At 67.6% G+C, this 612-nt stretch carries 1 protein-coding gene; it reads left to right on the top strand.

What is annotated here, in order from left to right; all coding sequences use genetic code 11:
• A partial coding sequence (locus AC1DVV_RS22925; RefSeq protein WP_477707269.1) for an NADPH-dependent F420 reductase occupies positions 1-592 on the top strand: 592 nt, incomplete at its 5' end.
• Positions 593-612 lie beyond the last annotated feature (20 nt).

Raw genomic sequence — 612 nt, 5'->3', positions numbered from 1 at the left:
CGGTATCATCGGCGCCGGCAATATCGGCTCCGCCTTCGCCCGCGCTCTCGCCCGTAACGGTATCTCCGCCACCATCGCCAACAGCCGCGGCCCGGAAACGCTGGCCGAGCTCACCGCAGAACTCGCCCCGCATATCACGGCCGGAACGATCGCGGAGGCTGCCGGCGCCGATATCGTCCTCATCGCCGTGCCCTGGTCGAAGCTGCCGGCGGCACTGTCCAGTCTGCCGGATTGGGCCGGCCGCATCGTCATCGATGCCAATAACCCGATCGAGGCACCCCTCTTCAAGCCGGCCGAACTAGGCGGCCGCCTGTCGAGCGAAATCGTCGCCGGCCTCGTGCCCGGCGCCCTCCTCGTCAAGGCCTTCAATCACCTCTTGGCCAACCTCGTCTCCGCCGACCCCAAGGCCGAAGGCGGCAACCGGGTGCTGTTCTATTCGGGCGACGATCAGCAAGCGAAGGCGGAAGTCGGCGCGCTCATCACCCGCCTCGGCTTTGCGGGCATCGATCTCGGCCCGCTCGCGACAGGCGGCAGCCTCACCCAGTTCCCCGGCGGCCCGCTGCCGGCAATCAACTTCGTCAAGTTCGGTTGAGGGTGGAGCACCATGTCACC

The organism is Polaromonas sp. P3_B4 (genome assembly GCF_056402835.1).
The sequence above is the reverse complement of the archived record's forward strand: the minus strand, read 5'-3'. Positions and strand labels throughout refer to the sequence as shown.